Source organism: Streptomyces sp. NTH33 (assembly GCF_003236365.1).
Taxonomy (GTDB): domain Bacteria; phylum Actinomycetota; class Actinomycetes; order Streptomycetales; family Streptomycetaceae; genus Streptomyces.
Window position 1 is genome coordinate 1 of record NZ_POTZ01001186.1, and the last position, 260, is coordinate 260.

At 68.1% G+C, this 260-nt stretch carries 1 protein-coding gene; it reads right to left on the reverse strand.

Going from position 1 to position 260, the window contains the following annotated elements; translation table 11 throughout:
- Nucleotides 1-96: 96 nt before the first annotated feature.
- Nucleotides 97-260 (reverse strand): helix-turn-helix domain-containing protein (locus C1I97_RS39110; RefSeq protein WP_258382967.1); only part of this gene is annotated, 164 nt, incomplete at its 5' end.

The following is a 260-nucleotide window of genomic DNA, read 5'->3' on the forward strand; positions in this document are numbered from 1 at the left end:
CACGGGCTCGGCGTACGGGCTGGTCTCGTTCATCAGGTCACTCACTGTGCGTCACATTCCTGGTGTCAACCGGGGCCCGACCAGCACCCAGCAAGATCACCTCTTACACAGAGGAGTAAACAGCCTCAGGGCACCGCTCTCGGCGGGCAGTCGGCAGGCCAGGGCCTTGACCTGGGCCACCTGCAATGCGGTGAAGGACGGCGGCCGCCCCGACCGCTCGCGGTCGGACAGGCCGGCCAGACCGTGCTCGGCGAACCGGC